Source organism: Desulfocurvus vexinensis DSM 17965 (assembly GCF_000519125.1).
Taxonomy (GTDB): domain Bacteria; phylum Desulfobacterota; class Desulfovibrionia; order Desulfovibrionales; family Desulfovibrionaceae; genus Desulfocurvus; species Desulfocurvus vexinensis.
Window position 1 is genome coordinate 1 of the sequence record NZ_JAEX01000046.1, and the last position, 5,124, is coordinate 5,124.

Consider the following 5,124-nt stretch of genomic DNA (forward strand, 5'->3'; position numbering starts at 1 on the left):
TGCGGCCCTGGTCGCGGCCCGGGACGTGCCCGCCGGGGCGCCGTATATCCTGTGCAACCGTAGCGGTCTGCCCGCCGATGCGCCGCCCGAGGCGTGGACGGTGGACTGGTCCAGCCCCGATGGGATGGGCGGGGAGGAGGTGGACAATGGATAGCCGTATCACCGTTGACCCCGCACGCGTGGCGGCGTTGGCCGCCGGTGCCCGGCGCACGGCGATCCTGGCCGAGCTGACGGTTCTGGACGCCGCCAGCGCCCGGCCCCTGCGCGCGGTGCTGGCGGCGCAGGTCGGCGGAGCGGAGCCCGACCCTGCGGACCTCGCCCGGCTCGCGGACCTGGAAGCCCAGGCCCAGGCCCTGCGCACCGAGCTGGCGGGGCTGGACGAAGAGCTTTCCTGAACATGAACCCGCGCAAACACTGAACCCGAGGAGACGACATGGCTGAGCAGTTCCTGCACGGCATCGAGGTCCTGGAGATCGACGACGGGACCCGGCCCATCCAGACGGTCAAGTCCAGCGTCATCGGCGTCGTCGGCACCGCGCCGCAGGCCGACGCCGCGAAGTTCCCCATCAACCATCCGGTGCTCATCACCGGCAGCCCGCGCCAAGCCGCGACCCTGGGTGCGGCAGGCACCCTCAAGGATGCCCTCGACGGCATCTTCGATCAGTGCGGGGCCATGGTCGTGGTCGTGCGTGTGGAGGAAGGTGCGGACGCCGCCGCCACCCGCAGCAACGTCATCGGCGACGCCGCGACCATGACCGGGGTGCACGCTTTCCTGGGCGCCCAGTCCGAGGTCAAAGTCACGCCGCGCATCCTGTGCGCTCCCGGCTTCACCGGCGACCGCCCGGACGATGCCGCCAATCCCGTGGTGGCGGAACTCCAGGGCATCGCGGAAAAGCTGCGCGCGGTGGTTATCGCTGATGGACCGAACAGCTCCGACACCGAGGCCATCGCCTACCGCGAGGACTGGGGGAGTGACCGCATCTACATCGTGGAGCCCTTCGTCAAGGTCTGGGACACCACTACCAACGCGGTGGTTGTGCAGCCCGCGTCCGCTCGGGTGGCGGGTAAGCTGGCCTGGATGGACAACACCCGGGGCTTCTGGTGGTCGCCCAGCAATCAGGTGCTGAACGGCATCGTCGGCACCGCCCGGCCTGTGCAGTTCAACCTCTCCGACTCCAACACCGCAGCCAACCTGCTCAACGAGAACGAGGTGACTACCATCGTGCATCGTGACGGCTACCGCCTGTGGGGCAACCGCACGACGGCCACGGACCCGCAATGGGCTTTCCTTTCTGTGCGACGCACCGCCGACATGATCTACGAGAGCATCGAGGAGGCCTTCCTTTGGGCCATGGATCGTCCGCTGTCCGCCAACCTGGTGCTGGACATCCAGGAAAGCGTGAACGCCTACCTGCGCCACCTGAAGGCCCAGGGTGCCATCCTGGGCGGCAAGTGCTGGCTGGACGAGGAGCTGAACTCCAAGGAAAGCCTCATGGCGGGCAAGTTGTACATGGACTTTGACATCGAACCGCCCGCGCCCATGGAACGCCTGACCTTCCGGGCGCACCGCGAGAACGGGTACTACGAGGAACTGGTCGACCATGTACTCACGGCCACCCCGCAGGAGGAAAAGGAATGATCCCCAAGAAGCTGAAGAACTTCACCGCGTTCGTGGACGGCGTCGGCTACGCCGGGCGCGTGGAGGAGATCGAACCGGTCAAGCTCAAGCTCAAGACCGAGGAATACCGGGGCGGCGGCATGGACGCCGCCGTGGACATCGACATGGGCATGGAGAAGCTGGAGACCACGCTGACCTTCGCCGAGTACACGCCCGAGCTGTTTACGCAGCTCGGCTTGGTCAACGGCGGCAGCGTTCCTCTGACCCTGCGCGGCGCCATTCAGGGCACCGGGGATGCCGAGGAGATCATCTACCAGGTGCGCGGCCTGTTCCATGAACTGGACCCCGGCACCTGGAAATCCGGCGACAACAGCACCCTCAAGGCGTCTGTGACTTGTACCTACGTCAAGCTGACCATCTCCGGGCGCGTGGTCGTGGAAATCGACGTGGAAAACATGGTTCGCAAGATCGGCGGAGTCGACCAGTTGGCCGGGCAGCGCAAAGCCCTGGGCTTGTAACCCGTCAAGGAGCTACTTGATGTTTGGATTCTTCAAGGCCCCGCAACGGGCGAAAGGACGCGAAATGTTCATCCCCCGAGACCGGGTGGTGGAGATTCGCCGTCTCGCCGACGCATACCGCAATGCGCCGGAAGGTGCGAACAGTGTGGCCTTCTACGACCTTTGGAATGCGATTGAAGCCGTGTTCCCTGAGGTTGCGGATGGTGCCCAGTGGGCGCTGGACCTCAGCAATGCCCTCCAGGCCAGGGTCTATGAGCGCATCACCAACTGACAACGTTCAAAGGGAGTTTAAACGATGAAGAAGGACATCCCGCTGAAACACCCCATCTCCTTCGGCGAAGGCGAGGGGGCTGTGGAATACAAGGCGCTGACCATGCGCACGCCCAAGGTCAAGGAGATCCTCGCCGCCCGCAAGGGGGAGACCGACGCCGACCAGAAGGAAAAGGCCATCGTAGCCACCTGCTGCGGCGTCCCGGCCAGCCTCATCGACGAGCTGTACTTCCCCGACTACGAGCGGCTCCTGGAGGCGTACGACGAACTGACCGGGCGTGTCCTGCCCCAGGACGATCACGCGCTGATGCTCGCCGCCGCGCGGGTGGCCAGGGCGCTGCATCAGCCCCTGCGCGAGGTTCTGGCCATGTCCCCCGCCGACCTGGTCAAGTGGGGCAAGGTCGCCACCGAGATCGAAGAGGCGAAAAAGGCCTAGCCCATGCGCAACCTGGTCGCTTCCCTGCGCCTCACGGCGCGCGCCGATGGTTCCCTGGGCCGCACCCTCCGCAGCGCGGAGGACGGCCTGGGACGCCTCGGGCGTTCCGCCGACCGGCAGCGCACCGCCGTCGATCGCACCGATCGCAGCACCCGCAGCCTGGGCGGCGCCCTCTCGGGCGTCGCCCGCCGCAGCCGCGAGATGGGCCGCGCCCTGGGCGACAACCTGCGTCAGCTCAAGTCCATGCACACCCAGGCCGGGCTGGCCAACAAAGCCCTGGACGCGGTGGGCAACCGCTGGACCGGACTGATCTCCGGCGTCGGCCTGGGCATGGCAGTCCGGGGCGTGGGCGACATGCAAGAACGTCTGGTGCGCTTCAAGAACACCGCCCAGATATCCAGGGAGGAGATGGAGAAGTTCAAGAAGGAGCTTTACAGCGTCGCCACCCGCAAGGACATCCGCGTGGACCCCGACCTGCTGTTCGGGGCTGCCGAACGGTACGTAGCGAAGACCGGCGACTATGCTGGTGCGCTGAACAACCTGGAGTCCATGGCCAAGGGCGTCCAGGCGTATGGCGCATCGGGTGAGGAGGTCGGTGACCTCATTGCGTCGGCCAAACTGAACCTTGGCATTTCCAGTGGTGAAAACGCCCTCTCCATCATCCTGGGGCAGGGTAAGGTTGGCAGCGTCGAAGCCCGAGATCTGGTGGGATATCTCCCCCGAACCGCCGCAAGCTATGCGGCCCTGGGCCGCCAGGGCGAACAGGCACTGATCGAAGTCGGAGCACTGATGCAGGCGGTCCAGACCGCGACAGGAGAAGCAGCCGTCACATCCACCTCCATTCAGGCGTTGTCGAGGGATTTGGTCAAGAACACGGACAAGCTGGAAGGCTTGGGTGTGGACATGTGGGATCAGGATATCCTGCAAACCGAAGGGCGCAAGGTTGCCCGCCCTCTGCACGAGATAGCCCTGGATATGATCACCGCTGTCGGCGGGGACATAGAAACGCTGCTGAACAGTGGCGTTGTGACGGATGAATCGAAGAAGGTTTTCGATGCCCTGATGACCGAAGGTGGCAAGACTGCTCTGGAAGCCGCTCTGAAGGTGACGACGGACCCCAAGTTCCTCAACGCTGACGCCGCCGACGTGGCGGGCACGTTCAACAAGTCCCTGGGGGCCTTTAAGGTCGCCTGGGAGCGCTTCGCCGACCGAAACCTGACTAAGCCCATGCAGTACGCCGCCGACGTCCTAAACGCCCTGGGTGACAAGGGCGCGGACAGGCTCTTCACGGGCCTGGGTATCGGCGGCCTGGCCGTGGGCGGCCTGCTCGCCGGGCGCAAGATCAGTCGCGTCGGGCGGATGCTGTTTGGGCGCAAGAAGGGCGGTGCCGGGGACGCACTCGAGAGCCTCGGCGCGGGCGCTGGCGGCACCGTCCCGGTCATGGTCACCAACTGGCCGGGAGGCGGTTTCGGCGGCGGCGCTGGCGGCGATTTCTCCAAGGGGCGAGCCAAGCGGGCAAGGCGGCTGCCGGGCCGGGCAGAACTCGGGGGCGCAGCTCGTACCGGCGGAGGCATCCTGCGCCGGAGCGGGCGGCTCCTGGGCCGCGTCTTCCGGCCCCTGGGGGCGATCCTCGGCGTGGCTGACGTGCTGGGCGCGGCGGCCTCCGGCAGCCGTATGGATCTCGGGCGCAGCCTGGGTCGCCTCGGCGGCGGGGCCGGGGGCGCCATCATCGGCGCGACCCTGGGGTCTGTCGTGCCCGTCGTGGGCACCGTGATCGGCGGCATGCTCGGCGGCCTGGTCGGCGACTGGGTCGGCGACAAGGCCGGAGGGGCCATCGCCGAAGCCGCCACGTCCCAGCCCGCGTCGACCGCGCCCGGCGCACCGGCCCAGGCCATGGCCGGAGCCACGGTCTACATCACCATCAACCAGCAGCCCGGACAGTCCGCCCGCGAACTGGCCGAGAAGGTGGCCGCGCTGCTGCGCAACCCGGACCCGGGGGCGCTCTATGGCGACTAGAATCATGATGGCCCTGGGGAGCTACCGTTTTTCCATGGACACCGCCGCGTACCAGGACTTCCGCCGCCAGACCTCCTTCCGCTGGACCGAGCAGGACCGCGTGGGCCGCGCTCCGGCCTTGCAGTTCCTGGGGCCGGGCAAAGAGACCCTGGATCTGTCCGGGACCATCTACCCGCACTACAAGGGTGGCCTAGGCCAGCTCGACGCCATGCGCGCCGAGGCGGGCAAAGGCGAGCCGCTGATCCTGGTGGACGGCCAGGGGCGGG

The 5,124-nt window shown here is 67.0% G+C and carries 7 protein-coding genes; all 7 read left to right on the forward strand.

All coding sequences use genetic code 11. From position 1 onward, the window contains the following. Positions 1 to 146 precede the first annotated feature (146 nt). A complete protein-coding gene (locus tag G495_RS19450) occupies positions 147 to 395 on the forward strand; it encodes a hypothetical protein (RefSeq protein WP_051445415.1) in 249 nt (82 codons plus the stop codon). A gap of 38 nt (positions 396 to 433) precedes the next feature. Continuing rightward, on the forward strand, positions 434 to 1,639 hold the full coding sequence (locus tag G495_RS0114395) for a phage tail sheath subtilisin-like domain-containing protein (RefSeq protein ID WP_028588348.1): 1,206 nt from the start codon (positions 434 to 436) through the stop codon (positions 1,637 to 1,639). Beyond that, a complete protein-coding gene (locus G495_RS0114400) occupies positions 1,636 to 2,136 on the forward strand; it encodes a phage major tail tube protein (protein ID WP_028588349.1) in 501 nt (166 codons plus the stop codon). Before G495_RS0114395 ends, G495_RS0114400 begins: the two co-directional genes overlap by 4 nt. Positions 2,137 to 2,155: 19 nt before the next feature. Beyond that, complete coding sequence (locus G495_RS0114405) at positions 2,156 to 2,407, forward strand: hypothetical protein (RefSeq protein WP_156939725.1); 252 nt, start codon at positions 2,156 to 2,158, stop codon at positions 2,405 to 2,407. 24 nt (positions 2,408 to 2,431) lie between these two features. Next, positions 2,432 to 2,842, forward strand: a complete 411-nt coding sequence (locus tag G495_RS20615) for a phage tail assembly protein (protein WP_051445416.1) — start codon at positions 2,432 to 2,434, stop codon at positions 2,840 to 2,842. A gap of 3 nt (positions 2,843 to 2,845) precedes the next feature. Continuing rightward, the gene (locus G495_RS0114415; RefSeq protein ID WP_028588351.1) at positions 2,846 to 4,858 is read left to right on the forward strand and encodes a phage tail tape measure protein; all 2,013 of its coding nucleotides are present in this window, start codon (positions 2,846 to 2,848) and stop codon (positions 4,856 to 4,858) included. Next, the coding region (locus tag G495_RS0114420) for a phage tail protein (RefSeq protein WP_028588352.1) at positions 4,848 to 5,124 on the forward strand (277 nt) is incomplete at its 3' end. The genes G495_RS0114415 and G495_RS0114420, both read left to right, overlap by 11 nt.

Coding starts and splice junctions, on each gene's coding strand:
- G495_RS0114405 (WP_156939725.1), top strand. CDS start 2,156: ATGTTTGGATTCTTCAAGGCCCCGCAACGGGCGAAAGGACGCGAAATG.
- G495_RS0114395 (WP_028588348.1), top strand. CDS start 434: ATGGCTGAGCAGTTCCTGCACGGCATCGAGGTCCTGGAGATCGACGAC.
- G495_RS20615 (WP_051445416.1), top strand. CDS start 2,432: ATGAAGAAGGACATCCCGCTGAAACACCCCATCTCCTTCGGCGAAGGC.
- G495_RS0114415 (WP_028588351.1), top strand. CDS start 2,846: ATGCGCAACCTGGTCGCTTCCCTGCGCCTCACGGCGCGCGCCGATGGT.
- G495_RS19450 (WP_051445415.1), top strand. CDS start 147: ATGGATAGCCGTATCACCGTTGACCCCGCACGCGTGGCGGCGTTGGCC.
- G495_RS0114400 (WP_028588349.1), top strand. CDS start 1,636: ATGATCCCCAAGAAGCTGAAGAACTTCACCGCGTTCGTGGACGGCGTC.